Source organism: Kosmotoga olearia TBF 19.5.1, assembly GCF_000023325.1.
In the GTDB taxonomy this organism is placed as follows: Bacteria; Thermotogota; Thermotogae; order Petrotogales; family Kosmotogaceae; genus Kosmotoga; species Kosmotoga olearia.
Map to the genome: position 1 here is coordinate 34,754 of NC_012785.1, position 13,692 is coordinate 48,445.

Sequence of the window (13,692 nt, forward strand, 5' to 3'; positions counted from 1 at the left end):
CGATAATAGCGATTATTTTTTGTTCATGTAAAATATCATTTCTACAACGACTCCTTTTCCCACTTCTGACATGACCACCATCTTATCAGAATAGCGCTTCATATTTGGGAGTCCCATTCCAGCTCCAAATCCTAATTCCCTGACATGATCAGTGGCGGTGGAATATCCTTCCTTCATGGCCATTTCAATATTTTCAATACCTTTGCCGTGATCTTCAACTCGCACCCTGATGGCATCATCGTCTATCCAGCAGTAGATGAAGCCGTCGCTTCCACTGTGAATGACCACATTGACCTCAGCCTCATAGGTGGCAATCGATACCTTGCGCACAAGATTCTCATCTTTTATCTTTCCCATTAAGAAGCGTTTCAATCTTGCAGCTCCCATTCCTGCAAGGTCCACGTCGGTGTAATTTATCGCAAAGAAGAAATCCGCTTTCTTTTTTTCGACGTAATCGCCTGTAATTAACGAGCGTTCAAACCATTTATTAGTATTTTCCAATACTCTGCTTCTACGCTCGTCATGAACGTATATGATCCTGAATCGTTCAAGGATCGCGCTGATTATATCCTTTTTGGTTACTAAACCCACGAGTTTCCCGGATTCATCGACAACGGGAAAACGCCCATAACGATACCTGTCGAATTTTTGCAGTATCGATTCAAGTTCTTCATCTGGTTTGAGAACGATCACGTCTTTTGTCATGTGCTCCCCTATTTTGTCCCTGATGTGATCCTTCTCAAGAGCAACAATGATATCCTCAATACTCACGATTCCCAGGAGCTTATTGTCGCGATTTACAATAGGGATGCCGGAGATTTTTCGGAGCTTCATCAATTCTTTGGCTTGCCAGAGGGTTCTTTCTGGAGTCATTGTGATTATGTTCTTGGTCATTATTTCGCCAGCTTTGATATGCGAAAAAAACTTTCTGAGTTTTTCAATTAGTTTATCAACGCCTTCGTCGCTCAAAACCCATTCACTTCCTCTAACGCATCTTTGAGGTTGAGGTCATAGAGTTTTCCACATGCCTTGTACATTGAAATCCGTGCGTGCAATAGAGGGATTTCCAGATCCTTTGCAAGATTGACGGTGGATTCTGGCACCTCCCTTTTTCTAACAATCAGTACGCCGGCTGCACCCACAACCGAGGCAGTCCTAACACACTGTGGAGAGTTGAGGCCGGTTACCAGTAGCATATTAGGGGTACCGAAGGCAAGCACATCACTCATTAGATCAGCAGCTCCTATGTATTCGATCTGCCGTTTATCTAAATCCCCGGTATCATTCAGAATTTCGCAGCCCAAAAACTTGCAAATTTCCTCAAGAGTCATAAGCATCCCTCCGTTTTCAAAAGATCGCCGGTATACGCAAAATTAAGGAAGGCTTCATAGGTAACCGGACATTTACTTTTGAATATCTTTGCAACTGCGAGAGCATATTGCTGCATTTCATACTGAGCATGGGAATCCGCTCTCAGATTCAAAAAATTCATCATGCTCCTCGCGTTTATTGTCCAGTAACACTCGGTGTACATCGATGTTGGCAACACGATTCTGGCGAGTTCCCGTGCCACACCCATTTCCAAAAGCCTTTTGTAAGCCTGATAAGTTTTTTCGATGGTTTCTTCAATAAGTCTTATCCCCTCTGAATTCAGATCGTCATCATCGACAAACACTGACCCCTGCCGATTGACTTTATCGGGTGTTCTGATCCTTTCGGGGATGTACCACTCATCGCTGAATTCAGTATATCTTCCGCTACGCTCATTTATCGAAGCAATTCGATGCCTCACCAGCTGGCGCATCACAAAGATGGGCAGTTTTATGTGAAACTTAAAGATGATATGTTCAAAAGGAGAGTGGTGTCCGTGCTCCATGAGATAAAAAATCAGTTTTTTATCACGTTCGGGGGTTGTTAATCCTTTCCCATAACTGACTCTCGCAGCCTGAACAGCAGAAAAGTCATCCCCCATTACCTCTACAAGTCTGATAAAACCCTTTTCAAGTACCTTTATCTCCATGGAATCCTCCTCTACTTCCGTAAGGCTTCTTCTTCCTGTTTTTTTCTTCTCTTTATATATATATATTCTACCAAAATTAACCCAAGTACAACCGCAGCAATCAGCGGGAGCACCTGATAGAAAATGATCCGCAGTACCAGTCGCTTACGAAGTACGTTCAGAGCCTCCGCTACCTCCGGGTCATAATCTTCCATACCACTCATTTCGAAATAGTATCTGGCCAGGGTGTCGTGCTCTTCCAGATCTGAATTCATGTAAAGGAATCCAAGATGTACCAGAGCATCACGATTCTTCCCGTTAAATTTAATAGCACGCTTGAAATAATATATCGCCGAATCCGTGTTGCCTTCATTTTCCGCAATCTTGCCGAGGACCTCGAACCCTTTAGAAGCCATCTTCGAAGGTAGAGAAGATAGGTTGGTATCCTTCAAAAGGATTTCTGCCGTTCCCTGCGATCCTGTTTCAAATTCGGCCATCGCCGCATAGAATTTTGTTTCATCGCCTGGATCTGTGAGTTTCCTGTAATCCTCCAGGAGTTCTTCGTACAACCCAAGATAGTATTCACCTTTTATCAGAGCCTGTAATATAGCAGAGAATTCATCGCTTTCATCAATCATCCCTAAAACAACATCTCTGTATCTCAAGAATTCTGACTTATCTCCGAAGACACTCGAAGAATGAAAGAGAAAGATTGCCTCGTACGGCAAATAAGCTTCAGGATATTTTTTTTGAAGTGTTTCCGCTATTCTCAACATAGCCTTGCCTGAGTTCGGGTCGCGGGTTTCTGTCCAGTCGATTTTGTAGAGCCTTAAAGCAATTGCTGCTGCAACAGAGCTTTCGGCAGATTCTTCTAACAATGCCAGTGCACCCACGGTGGAAGTGGAGATCGCCGTTTCCAAAACGTCCAACCCTATGATGATCTCTTCCGGTAGTTCTTCCCTTTTTAGTTCTTCTAAGGAATCATAAAACCTGTCTTTGTCTATCCATGCGAGATTCTCCATATATCTCACACCATAAGCTATACAGCTGAAAACCTTCGAAATCTCCGAGTCATCTTGAGCGAAAAATATCTTTTGAGCGTAATCTTTCGAAAGGAGTAATATTATTCCCTCATTTACATCCATCGCGAAAATGTAGACAAAGGACATCAGTAAAACTAAAATAAGTTCGATCTTATACTTCATATGAAACACCCTTCCAATATTCTCCAGGTTCTATCCAGAGCCCGATTTTTTTGGTCTCCAGCGAATCATCTACAACAACATAGGCTCTAGGCTTTTCTTCGAGAGTTACAAATATCCCCTTTCCCGAGGCTTTATTGGTTAATGTGAGTTTAAAGATACCCATATCTCTCGTCTCAAAATCTTTCAGTGCCTCAATTTCCGGTGTTAACGACGGCTTGATGGCAAGCCTGGCTTTCTCCAGATGAAGCTCCCGCGGCCTGTCCCAATCATAGATCCTGTAGGTTAAATCAGATGCCTGCTGTATCTCCAGCAAGCGGGTGTTCGGTCCAAGCGCATGAACCATACCGGCCGGGAGTTTTATCAGTTCACCTTTGTGAACGTCGAGAATGTTCAGATCCTCCGCTTTTATCTCTGAAATATCTTTTTTGTTTACAACTCCAGGATCAGAAAAACCGGCTGCTATCGTCCCGTCACTTACAAAATACCAGGCTTCCGTCTTTCCCCATGGCTCCTTTTCCAGCTTCCTTGCCAGGACATCATCCGGGTGAACCTGAACAGAAAGCCAGTCTTTAGCTGATATGAGTTTTATCAAAAGCGGAAATCTCGGGAGAGGCTTATCACAAAAATCAGATACCAAATCCATAGGAAAGACTGTCTTACAACTATCCTTCAAAGGCGTTCTCTTGTCAAGAAAATCACACAACAACCACACCTCACCGATGGGAAGCTCCGAATTCACACCATACAGCTTGTTGAGTTCAGGATCCCCCCACGGGCGTTCAGAAAACAGGGGTTCAGAAAGGTATATCATCTCAAAAGCCCCTTTCTTTAAGAAACTTTTTTAACTCCTCAATAGCTCTCTCGGCCTTTTTCAGGTTCCTTTCTCTCTTCCCCTTCGCTTTAACGGGGGGAAGGAGACCATAATTTGCGTACACGGGAGAAAGGGGAACCCTCCCGGAGACCGTTATGTGGTTTATCAAGGCTCCAAGCATGGTCTTTTCCGGCAGGTAAAAGGTTGAACCGGTTTTCACTAACTCCATGACGTTCAATGCGACAAATCTCCCGCTTGTGATGGCCTCAACATAACCTTCCAATCCTGTTATTTGACCACAGAAAAACAGGTTTGGATAACCCTTGCTTCTTAGATCTCTATTCAGAATCTTCGGGGAATTCAGATAGGTATTTCGGTGCATAACACCATACCGAACAAATTCAGCATGCTCTAAAGCAGGAATTATCCGAAATACCCGTTTTTGCTCTCCCCATTTAAGACGGGTTTGAAACCCGACAAGGTTGTAAAGGGTCCCCTCTTTATTTTCTTTTCTTAGCTGAACCACCGCGTAGGGTTCACTACCCGTTTTCGGATCTATCAATCCTACAGGTTTCATTGGACCATAGCGCAAAGCATCGATGCCTGTTCTCGCGATCTCCTCAACCGGTTGACAGCGATCAAAGAGAAGCTTGTCGGAAAAATTCTCTATTGGAGCAACCTGGGCATTCACAAGTTCATTCCAGAATCTCTCGTAGGTTTCCTTATCAAGGGGACAGTTCAGATAATCGCCGCTTCCCTTCCCGTAACGATCGCCGACAAAACAGCGTCTATAATCAATAGAATCCGCTGCTACTATTGGTGACAGAGCATCGAAAAAGAAAAGGTCCTCTCCAAACAAACCCGAAAGCCATTTCTCAAAAGCCGGCGAAGAAAGAGGACCGGTAGCGATAATCCAGAGCGTTCCCTCATCGTTGAGATCAATTTCTTTGACTTCTTCTCTCACCACATGAATATATGGGGAGCTTTCAATCCTTTCGGTAACCTCCTTAGAGAAGGTTTTTCTATCAACCGCGAAAGCTTTTCCGGCAGGAACGCGGTGTCTTTCCGCTATCTCCAGAAGAATTGAACCCAGCATCCTGGCTTCCTCTTTCAACAATCCTGAAGCGTTGGTTAATTCCACGGATTTAAGAGAGTTACTGCACACCAGTTCAGCAAAATACCCCGTCTGGTGAACATCGGTTTTTACCTTTGGTCTCATCTCGTATAATGTTACTTCTATTCCCTTTTCAGCTAGGCTCAGGGCCGCTTCAGACCCGGCCAGCCCACCACCGACTATATTTATCTTCACCTTCACTGTTTATCTCTCCCCAATTTGTGCGTTCTATAGTATCTGAACACAGCTTCCTGATAGTAACCTGCGTAAGGGGCAAAGGTTTCCATGCCAAACTCCATTACCTTTTTTGTGCTACCATTTACACCGAAGAGATCCTTCATCACTCTCTTTATCCATACATCAACGGGGAACGAGTTCAGTTCAGCATATGCGAAAAGCGTAATACAACTTCCAACCTTGTATCCGATCCCCTTTATTTTCATCAGCTCCTCGAGTTTTTCCATCAAGGGTTTATCATAAAGCTCTTCAAAAAACATTTCATCCTCAAGATTCTGGAAGAGTTCGTACAACCAATCCGCTCTAAAACCAAGCTTGATTTCAAGGAGATCCTCAAGCTTTAAATGCTTCAGCTGTTCCAATGAAGGAAAGGTGTAGAACACCTCATCATCCATTTCAACTCGATTTTCCGGAAACTTTGCAGAAAGCAGGTCGGATATTTTACGTATTGTAGGAATACTGTTTCTCGTTGAGATAATGTATTCCACTGTCATCTCAAGGGCATCCTGCCTGAGAATTCTCAAGCCTCTGGCCTGTTTAACCGCATTTAGAGAGAGTTCCTTTGTTCGCTCTGGAAGACTCCGGATGATCATTTCCAGGGTAGAATGAACCTCTTCTAAATCATCCTCAAACCCAAGATATTTTCGTAATCCTTCATCTATGTCCATTCCAAGTAATGTATCTCTGGAAGCTATCACATCAAGCTTTTTCCCAGACTGTTTGAGAAAAAGCACAGTATCCCTTACAACACCTTTCCACCAGCCATCAGTCTTTTCCCATCTGAATGTCTGACCACAATCGAGTGTGGTATCAAGATCGAAAGCTGTGTCGAGCTTCAGGGAAAACTTTATCATTTAGTCAGCATCCTCTCTGTGACAACCTTCAAAAGCCTGAAAGCGTTGTCTTCTCTGAATTCTCCAATAACCACGAGAACGAGGGCATTTCCTCCTATATTAACGGGCATTGCCGTTATGGTTTCCAGGCCGCTTGTTGTGGAACTTCGCGAACCGGTCTGAAGAGAAAGCGCGAGGACAAGGGGAGGAATTTCGACTGGCAACGGTTTCCCCAGAGAATTCCCCTGCGAGTCCACAAGCCTCAACTGAAGACCTATTTCATTCCCCAATTCTTCAATCCGCTCTATCAATTCTACAGGAACGCTACCCATAAGTTTCACCTCTTTCTGATCTTTCCAGGCGGCAGTTATAACTACCGCATTTCAACCACTTAGAAGTGAGAGAGAATGCTTTCGCAAATCCTTCGGTAACCACAAGCTTTGATGGTTTTATTATTTCGAGCAGCTCTTTCAATTCGTTTATGTCATTTATCTCAAAATTATCACTGTTCAAAGGCTTCCTTCTGTACTTCCAGAGATGTATCTTCTCAGGGAAATCCTGTTTTAGTTTTTCAAAATCCTTTTTTTCAATCTCCTGGCGCTTCATTTCCTGTTCTCTGAGGCCAAAAACACACCCACAATAATCCTGGACATAAATTCCAGAAAACAGTTCTCTCTTTTTCTTTCCATCTATACCCTTCCGAAAATTTGAGAACAAAAATCTCTTTCCCGTCGCCTTTTCAGCTCGTTTACCTTCGTTTTCCAGCATAACAATAGACTTTCTCGGGCTTGCCATCAGCGTAGTGGAAAAAAGATCAAAATCCATCTTTTGAGCAAGAGACGCTGTAACGCCGAGCCTCAAAGCTATACATCTTCTGCATCTTTCCCCACCTTCAGACTCATCTTCTAAATTCCGGGCAAGGGCATAGAATCTTTCTTCATCGTATTTTCCTTCCATAGTCTCCAGTCCATATCTTTCAGCAACCTGTTCGAAAGCCCGGAGACGTTTCACATATTCCTCATAGGGAAAGATGTTTGGATTGTAAAAGAAAGCGGTTATTTTGCCGTTGAAATCGCTTTTCAGGTGTTCCATAGTAACAGCTAAATCAGGGCCACAGCACACATGCAAAAGGAGTTTCAAAAATCGATCATCTCCCTGAACTTGCTCAACGTCTTGATTCCTATTCCGCTTACTTTAAGCAGGTCTTCCGGTTTATGGAATTTTCCATTGTGTTCTCTGTAATCAATTATCCTTTCTGCCAGGACAGGTCCTATCCCTGGAAGCGCTACTAACTCCTGAAGAGTCGCGGTATTGACATTTATCTTTCCGGAATTCTCGCTTTTATCCGGAACATTTGTTGAAACGCTCCCAACTCTTACCAGATTTCTTATTTTGTCCAGAGTGGCTCTTCCTATCCCCTTCACATTTATAAGTTCATCTATGGCCTTAAAACCACCATGCTCTTCCCGGTATTTCACTATCTCTGCTGCCTTGACTTCCCCTATGCCGGGAAGTGAAGTCAAATCTACTTTCGATGCTGTGTTTAAATCCAGTCTGGTATCTCTGGTGTTTTCCGCCTTACTTTTTGCAGCGTTCGTAATGGTAACCAGATCCTTTAGCTTTTCGTAGGTAGAGTTACCTATTCCCTTAACTTGAAGCAACTCTTCGGTTGACGAAAAACCGCCATTGCTTTCTCTGAACGTAACAATCGCCTTTGCCCTGGTCTCGCCGATTCCCGGAAGTAACTGCAATATTTCTACAGTAGCGGTGTTCAAGTCTATTGGAAATCGCTCTTTTACATCAAAAAGGGCCTCGCTGTTTTTGGTTACGTCATTGGTCTCACCCATGTTCAATAAAGCTATAAAACCAATAACAACGATGAAAATCACGGACCCAAGTAATTGCGCTTCTTTTGAAGAAAGTCGTTTCATTTGATTCTCCTCAAGTACCTTCCGGAAATATCCCAGCCTGTTATTTCCTCAACCTTGAAAACATTCAAAGCTTCAGAATAATCTCTCGCGGTTTCGAGATCGGGAAATGCCCCGAGAATTGCCGCGTAGAACGTTCGGCCATCGGCAGTGTAGAATTTATAAGCAAAAGCCGGATAACCGTTTGCCCTGAGATTTATAATCTGCGGTGCTATACCATCTACTATTGTATGCGAAACAAGCTGAACTCCATAAGCTACCTTTGAAGCAAATAACCCTTCCAGCGGGTTTTCACCAAGGAACATTATTCCGTAATTTCCTGGATCAATTTTGGTGATGAAATAATTGTCTTTTCCCTTTTCAATACAGAGTTTAAATGCCGTATTCTCATCAACTACAACGTAACTGAACGCAGTTCCCTGGACAAAGTAATCAAAAGATTCTATAATAAGTCTTTCGTAATCGAAGCTCTCAAGAAAGAAGTGCCTTTCAGGCTCTTCAACCGCCATCTCTTTATCCGGAGAAGCTTCTTCAAGTTTTTCTATCTCTTTCTTAAGAGGTTCTAAGGAGGGTTCTTGAGGTTCCGTTGCAGCTATAGTTGGATTTACGCTGTTTCTTATTTCTTCAACGATGAGTCTATAATTGTCGTTTTCCTGTTTCAATAGGTATGCATACCCCCCAACAATGAATACCGCAATCGAAAGGGCTATCACAAAAACTGAAAGCATCCTGACCGCTGCTCCAAAGGCTTTGTCACTCACGTAAAACTCTCCAATCCTCTCATATTTTTTCTCACCATCCGGGAAAGTTCTGTAGAAGAAACCACAACCCTTCTCTGTTGTGCTCCACCCGGGAGCCAGATGACAATTTCCTTCAGTTTATCTATGTATTCAGTAACGGAACTCATATCAAGTCTATAAGGCCAATTGTTGCACCATATCTTTTTTAGCGTAAGGAAAAATTTTCTGGTATGTTCCTCATCTAAAAGTCCATGCAAAAGTCCAACCCAGCTTTCGATGATTGCTCCAAAGGCAAGAGCTACCATATAGTCCAGTTTAAGCCTAAAGGCTGACTGCAATATTCTTGTCATCGAAATTCCAACAGGCTCGTAGTCGTTGCTAATACCATCGATATATGCTTTCAAAGAAGACCAGAGAAGATCTTCCCACAATTTCAGATCTATTTCCATACCTTCGGATATCAGATTACTGAGATAGTTAAAGAGCCTCCAATCGTAGCTGTATGCAGTTATTAACATAGGAAACAGTTCGTAGACCCCCTGGCGACTAAAAACCTCATAGCTTAGTTGAGGTTCTATAATGACCTCTTCCGGTACGCCAAAAGTCCGTAACACATCTTTTCTGAACTCCAGATTGATGAAGAAGCTTCCGCAAATGGGAAGCATCACCTGCGAAAGCGGTGTGCTTGGCACCAGTCTCAAGTGTTTAAGTTCAGTGTAGGTGGAGGTTGAATAACCAACGAGATCAAGAAGTGCACCCCCACCGACAGCGGTGACGGAATCCTTTTTCGATACCTTGAAAAGCTGGTACATCTCGAGTACCCTATCAAGGGATTTGACGTGTTCGCCACCTTTCAAAGCATAGATGTTAGGAAAGCTCTTCCCTTTAAACTTAGGGACACCGGAGTCCACTATCAAAAGGGACTCCGGTATGTTTTTCCTGCAATCTTCGACAAATTTCACCACACACTCAGATTCCTGAACCCTCGTGAAAAGGAACTTTTTCATCCAATACCTTCCTCACAAAGTGCTTTCAGGAGTTTTACCGCATTAAGAACATCGTCATAATCAACCATTTCATGGGGTGTGTGGGCATATCTTGTGGGAATTGACAAAGTTCCAGCAGCGATACCGCTTCTGGTAACCTGATAGCCTCTGGCATTTGTGCCACCAAATATCAAAACCTCGTACTGATAGGGAATCTTATACTTTTCTGCAACCTCTGCCAGCTTTTTCACAACCCAGGAAGAGCTCACGCTTGCCCTGTCCTTTATCTTTATCGCCGGACCCTTACCGAGTTCAAAGCCCATTCTTTTGTAGGATTTCGGGGTATCGGGTCCGCCGGTTATATCGACAGCTATCGCCATATCCGGCATGATGTCAAATCCGGCTACGCTTGCCCCAACAAGTCCTACCTCTTCCTGGACGGTAAAAGCAAGGTAGATATCGTCCTTCGGATTCTTCAGTTCCTTCGCAACCTGTATCAGGATTGCACAGGCGATCCTGTCATCCATTGCTTTGGATATCAACCTCTTCCCGGCATCGTAGAAGGTTGCGTCGTAAGTTCCAAAGGTTCCCACCGGTGCAAGCTTCCCCGCTTCTTCTCTGCTTGTGGCACCGATATCCACGAAAATGTTGTCAAAACTAAGACCCTTCATATTCTCCTGTAATTCTTTACCAGACTCACCTTCAACACCAACAACCCCGATAACACCTGTTTCAAACCTTATTCTTGTACCGAGAAGAATGTACGGAGAAACACCACCAATCATCTCGATCTTGAGGAATCCCTTGTCGTCTATATTGCTTACCACAACACCGATCTCGTCCATATGAGCATCAAGCAAAAGCTTTTTGCCGGATGAACCTTTTTTCCATGCCACGAGGTTTCCAAGACGATCCACTTTATAACCATCAACAAAATCCTTTATCTCCTCAATAATCATTTCCCTTATTTTATCCTCGCGGCCGCTTGGAGAACAAACCTCTGTCACTTTCTTTATCAATTCTTTCATTCGCTTAACACCTTCCCTTCCCTAACCAGGATTTTCGCAAGTTTTACAACTTTCAAGAAATCATTGATATCTATCACTGAAACAGGCGAATGTATGTAACGTGATGGGGTTGAAATCACCCCGGAAGGAATGCCTCTGAGTGTTCTCGCCAGTCGTGCGGCATCCGTTCCGCCGACTGTTCTGCTTTTGTACTGGAAAGGAATGTCATATCTTTTAGCCGTATCGACTATGGTTTCGAAGATCTTCCTGTCCAGTACCAGCCCTGAATGCGCAAAGGTTAACGCTGGCCCTTCACCGAGGCGCGTAGACCACCTCGACTCAGGCATTTCCGGGTTGTCTCCTGCGGTGGTATTCTCAAAAACGAGAGCCGCATCGGGTTTAATCTGGGCAGCAGCAACGCCGCTTCCTCTAAGCCCTACCTCTTCCTGGACAACCCAGGCAAAGTAGATATCATAGTCAACAGGATTTTCAAGAATGTCATCAAGAACTGAAAGCAAAACCTCACAACCGCTACGGTCATCGAAAGCCTTCCCTATCGCGTAATTTCCGACCTCTTCATATTTCGTGCTGAAAAAAACAGGGTCACCAATTCTCACGTTCTTCACTTCATCTTTACTCGAAACACCAAGATAAACAGATAAAGAATCGTAACTCGGTGACTTCAAGACAGTTGCGGGTTCCTGAATATGTATCGCATCGAACCCAATTACCCCGGGGATAAGGTCAGGTCCCACCAGCACCTTCTTGCCGATCAGAACCCTTGGAGCCAATCCACCTACAGCTCTTATCGCCAGCGTGCCGTCTTCATTCACCCTCTTGACCATGAGCCCAACCTCATCCATATGAGCCAGAAGCATGAGCTTCTTGCCGTTACCTTTTCCTTTCTTCAGTGCAATAAGATTGCCCACATTGTCACGCCAGTACTTATCGACCTTATCCTTTATCTTTTCTTCTATATAATCCGCGACCTTCTCTTCAAAACCTGAAATTCCGGGAAGTTCGGAAAGTTCTTTCAGTCTCTCAAGCTTCATTCTCTTCACCTTCTTCCAATTCAAAAAGGAAGTTCACGAGTAATCTTGCAGACTCTTCAACATCAGATACCTGCACCACTTCCACAGGAGTGTGCATGAATTTATTTGGAAGCGACACCAGAAGCGCCGGGATTCCCGTACCGGCTATCTGGACATTATCGGCATCTGTTCCGGTCCTCCCAGCTGCGATTTCGTATTGAACCTTGACACCTTCGCGTTTTGCCACATCATCAAGCATTTTGAAGTATCCTTTGTGGATATTCGGACCACCTACGGTTATCGCCGGTCCTTTGCCGAGCTCTATTCCTGTCCTTTTGTGAGCGTGGGTTACATCCATCGCTATCCCAACATCAGGTTGTATCGCCTCAGCAGCCACTCTGGCTCCCATACCGCCTACCTCTTCGCGACTCGTAAAAACGAAGTACACATCCGGGAATCGGGAAAACTTTGAAAGCTGCTTCGCAACGAGTATAGAAATAACAGCGCAGGCTCTATCATCAAGAGCTTTTCCAATAACCTTTCCATTACTTTCAAAAGCTTCGGTATCTATCACAACAAGATCACCAATTTCGATTTTCTCATAATCCGGATTCATAGAAACATCAATAAACATTTCATCCATTGGCGGTATGTTTTTGCGATCTGCTGCTTTCTGGAGATGTGGCGCAAGCACTCCAATGACTCCTCGTCGCACTTTGCCGTCCTTTGATACAACCTTTACCCGTTGAGCGATGAGGACTTTTGGGTCGATCCCGCCCATGGTATCGAACCTTAAAAAACCTCTTTCGTCTTTGGCGGAAACAACAAGAGAGACTTCATCGATGTGAGCGAAAAATGCAACTTTTTTCTTGCCTGTCCCCCGTTTGAAGGCAATGAGGTTGCCAAGGTTGTCGACTTTTACTTCATCCACATAGGGTTCGATCTCCTCCTGGATGATCTTTCTAACCTCATCTTCATAACCCACAGGGCCAAAGGCATTTGATAGCTTGATCAATAGCTCGGGCGTTTTCAAATCTTTCCCCCCTTTACCTCAAATTTTGCACTCTCTATTTTTTCCACAACTATTCTTCCCGTTCTGATGTGGGCTACAGCCGGGGTTTCATAGACATTATAATCTTGAGAAATCAAACCGCTTATTTGTATCAGAGAAGGCTTCAGATCGAGAGCTGCGATGACTGCTTCATCACCAACCGAATAGCCTGCTCTCAGTATCCCCCGCGCCGTTCCAAAGATCACAATGCTTCCTCCAGCGATTATCTCCGCCCCGGGATGGACATTTCCAAAGACTATGATATCGTAGTTATGTACAACAATCTGTCCGGATCGCAGATTTCGTTTTATTACCTGAGCTCCACGTACCTCGGTTACTTTCTCTCTAACAAGATCGTATTTCTGTCCAATCTTCACATTTTTCTTTTCCAGACTTCCTACGAGAATATCCTTCACTCTAACCCCGAGATTCCCGAGAAGGGAAACGATATTCACTATGTCATCCGGTTTGCTTGTTTCCTGTGTAAGCATCAAAGAGATCTCATCGCCTTCAGAGAAAAAATCGCGCGCTTCATTGAATTTAGCCATAATCTCCTGCTTCAAACTTTCAATGGACGAATATGACTCGATGAGAAGAATCAACCCTTTTTTTGTCATGCGAAAATCTATTGGCAAAATTATCCCTCCTTTCGAAGTAAATTCTATCACGAAGCAGGCTTTAAACTAACCCCGACCAGAGATTTAGTTGGATTTTAACCCCATAATTGAATTTTTACGGGTTAAGGCCCTT

15 protein-coding genes and 2 pseudogenes are annotated in these 13,692 nt (G+C 43.9%); 1 reads left to right on the plus strand and 16 read right to left on the minus strand.

The window, feature by feature from the left end; translation table 11 throughout:
* Nucleotides 1-12: 12 nt before the first annotated feature.
* From KOLE_RS00135 to KOLE_RS00170, 8 genes are read right to left on the minus strand one after another with little or no spacing between them, the layout of a single operon-like run.
* Nucleotides 13-969 (minus strand): CBS domain-containing protein, encoded by a 957-nt coding sequence (locus tag KOLE_RS00135; RefSeq protein WP_012744543.1) that lies wholly within the window; start codon nt 967-969, stop codon nt 13-15.
* Complete coding sequence (locus KOLE_RS00140) at nt 966-1,331, minus strand: hypothetical protein (RefSeq protein ID WP_012744544.1); 366 nt, start codon at nt 1,329-1,331, stop codon at nt 966-968. The genes KOLE_RS00135 and KOLE_RS00140 overlap by 4 nt, the downstream gene beginning before the upstream one ends.
* On the minus strand, nt 1,328-2,020 hold the full coding sequence (gene thyX / locus KOLE_RS00145) for an FAD-dependent thymidylate synthase (protein WP_012744545.1): 693 nt from the start codon (nt 2,018-2,020) through the stop codon (nt 1,328-1,330). The genes KOLE_RS00140 and thyX overlap by 4 nt, the downstream gene beginning before the upstream one ends.
* 11 nt (nt 2,021-2,031) lie before the next feature.
* Complete coding sequence (locus KOLE_RS00150; protein WP_012744546.1) at nt 2,032-3,204, minus strand: tetratricopeptide repeat protein; 1,173 nt, start codon at nt 3,202-3,204, stop codon at nt 2,032-2,034.
* Complete coding sequence (locus KOLE_RS00155) at nt 3,194-4,015, minus strand: type I phosphomannose isomerase catalytic subunit (RefSeq protein ID WP_012744547.1); 822 nt, start codon at nt 4,013-4,015, stop codon at nt 3,194-3,196. The genes KOLE_RS00150 and KOLE_RS00155 overlap by 11 nt, the downstream gene beginning before the upstream one ends.
* Before the next feature lies 1 nt (nt 4,016).
* The gene (gene trmFO / locus KOLE_RS00160; protein WP_041288753.1) at nt 4,017-5,324 is read right to left on the minus strand and encodes a methylenetetrahydrofolate--tRNA-(uracil(54)-C(5))-methyltransferase (FADH(2)-oxidizing) TrmFO; all 1,308 of its coding nucleotides are present in this window, start codon (nt 5,322-5,324) and stop codon (nt 4,017-4,019) included.
* 2 nt (nt 5,325-5,326) lie between these two features.
* Entirely contained in the window at nt 5,327-6,220 is an 894-nt protein-coding gene (locus KOLE_RS00165; RefSeq protein WP_012744549.1) for a DNA-3-methyladenine glycosylase family protein, read from the minus strand.
* Nucleotides 6,217-6,531 carry a hypothetical protein gene (locus tag KOLE_RS00170; protein ID WP_012744550.1) on the minus strand — a complete coding sequence of 105 codons (315 nt, stop codon included), beginning with the start codon at nt 6,529-6,531 and terminating at the stop codon, nt 6,217-6,219. Before KOLE_RS00170 ends, KOLE_RS00165 begins: the two co-directional genes overlap by 4 nt.
* 125 nt (nt 6,532-6,656) lie before the next feature.
* On the opposite strand from KOLE_RS00170, the pseudogene KOLE_RS11840 reads away from it, so the two are divergent.
* Nucleotides 6,657-6,842 (plus strand): annotated as a pseudogene (locus tag KOLE_RS11840) (hypothetical protein); the annotation flags it as partial.
* On the opposite strand, the pseudogene KOLE_RS11845 reads toward KOLE_RS11840, so the two are convergent.
* The 8 genes and pseudogenes from KOLE_RS11845 to minC all read right to left on the minus strand — a co-directional run.
* Nucleotides 6,824-7,321 (minus strand): annotated as a pseudogene (locus KOLE_RS11845) (epoxyqueuosine reductase QueH); the annotation flags it as partial. The pseudogenes KOLE_RS11840 and KOLE_RS11845 overlap by 19 nt on opposite strands.
* 14 nt (nt 7,322-7,335) lie before the next feature.
* Complete coding sequence (locus KOLE_RS00180) at nt 7,336-8,130, minus strand: ComEA family DNA-binding protein (protein WP_012744552.1); 795 nt, start codon at nt 8,128-8,130, stop codon at nt 7,336-7,338.
* The gene (locus KOLE_RS00185; RefSeq protein WP_012744553.1) at nt 8,127-8,888 is read right to left on the minus strand and encodes a hypothetical protein; all 762 of its coding nucleotides are present in this window, start codon (nt 8,886-8,888) and stop codon (nt 8,127-8,129) included. Before KOLE_RS00185 ends, KOLE_RS00180 begins: the two co-directional genes overlap by 4 nt.
* Nucleotides 8,885-9,874 (minus strand): 3-dehydroquinate synthase, encoded by a 990-nt coding sequence (locus KOLE_RS00190; RefSeq protein ID WP_012744554.1) that lies wholly within the window; start codon nt 9,872-9,874, stop codon nt 8,885-8,887. Before KOLE_RS00190 ends, KOLE_RS00185 begins: the two co-directional genes overlap by 4 nt.
* Nucleotides 9,871-10,881, minus strand: coding sequence for a M42 family metallopeptidase (locus KOLE_RS00195; protein ID WP_012744555.1), 1,011 nt, complete (start codon nt 10,879-10,881; stop codon nt 9,871-9,873). Before KOLE_RS00195 ends, KOLE_RS00190 begins: the two co-directional genes overlap by 4 nt.
* On the minus strand, nt 10,878-11,912 hold the full coding sequence (locus KOLE_RS00200; RefSeq protein ID WP_012744556.1) for a M42 family metallopeptidase: 1,035 nt from the start codon (nt 11,910-11,912) through the stop codon (nt 10,878-10,880). The genes KOLE_RS00195 and KOLE_RS00200 overlap by 4 nt, the downstream gene beginning before the upstream one ends.
* Nucleotides 11,902-12,924 carry a M20/M25/M40 family metallo-hydrolase gene (locus KOLE_RS00205; protein WP_012744557.1) on the minus strand — a complete coding sequence of 341 codons (1,023 nt, stop codon included), beginning with the start codon at nt 12,922-12,924 and terminating at the stop codon, nt 11,902-11,904. Before KOLE_RS00205 ends, KOLE_RS00200 begins: the two co-directional genes overlap by 11 nt.
* Nucleotides 12,921-13,577, minus strand: coding sequence for a septum site-determining protein MinC (minC, locus tag KOLE_RS00210; RefSeq protein WP_012744558.1), 657 nt, complete (start codon nt 13,575-13,577; stop codon nt 12,921-12,923). The genes KOLE_RS00205 and minC overlap by 4 nt, the downstream gene beginning before the upstream one ends.
* Nucleotides 13,578-13,692 lie beyond the last annotated feature (115 nt).